Here is a 284-nt window from a genome sequence, read left to right on the forward strand (position 1 = left end):
GGGACAAGGTGCTCAATCGCGCCGGCACCACCTTCCGCAAGCTCGACGACGCCCAGAAGGCCGACCTCGACACCGCCAAGGCCATCGACCTGATGCTGGCGCAGCCTTCGATGATCAAGCGACCCGTGCTCGATCTCGGCGACCGTACCCTGCTGGGCTTCAAGCCCGAGCTCTATGCCGCGGCCCTGAACTGACCCCGCGGCCACCGCCCCTACTACCGAACATCTCGCACCGACCGGATCGGTGCCTCTGCAAAGGAACAGTCTCATGTCGAATGCCCTCTT

General features: G+C 64.4%; 1 protein-coding gene. It reads left to right on the forward strand.

Going from position 1 to position 284, the window contains the following annotated elements; genetic code table 11:
- Nucleotides 1-194 (forward strand): ArsC/Spx/MgsR family protein (locus tag FS767_RS22170; RefSeq protein WP_305986797.1); only part of this gene is annotated, 194 nt, incomplete at its 5' end.
- Nucleotides 195-284 lie beyond the last annotated feature (90 nt).

The sequence above is a fragment of the Pseudomonas sp. DE0010 genome (assembly GCF_007680745.1).
GTDB lineage: Bacteria > Pseudomonadota > Gammaproteobacteria > Pseudomonadales > Pseudomonadaceae > Aquipseudomonas > Aquipseudomonas parafulva_B.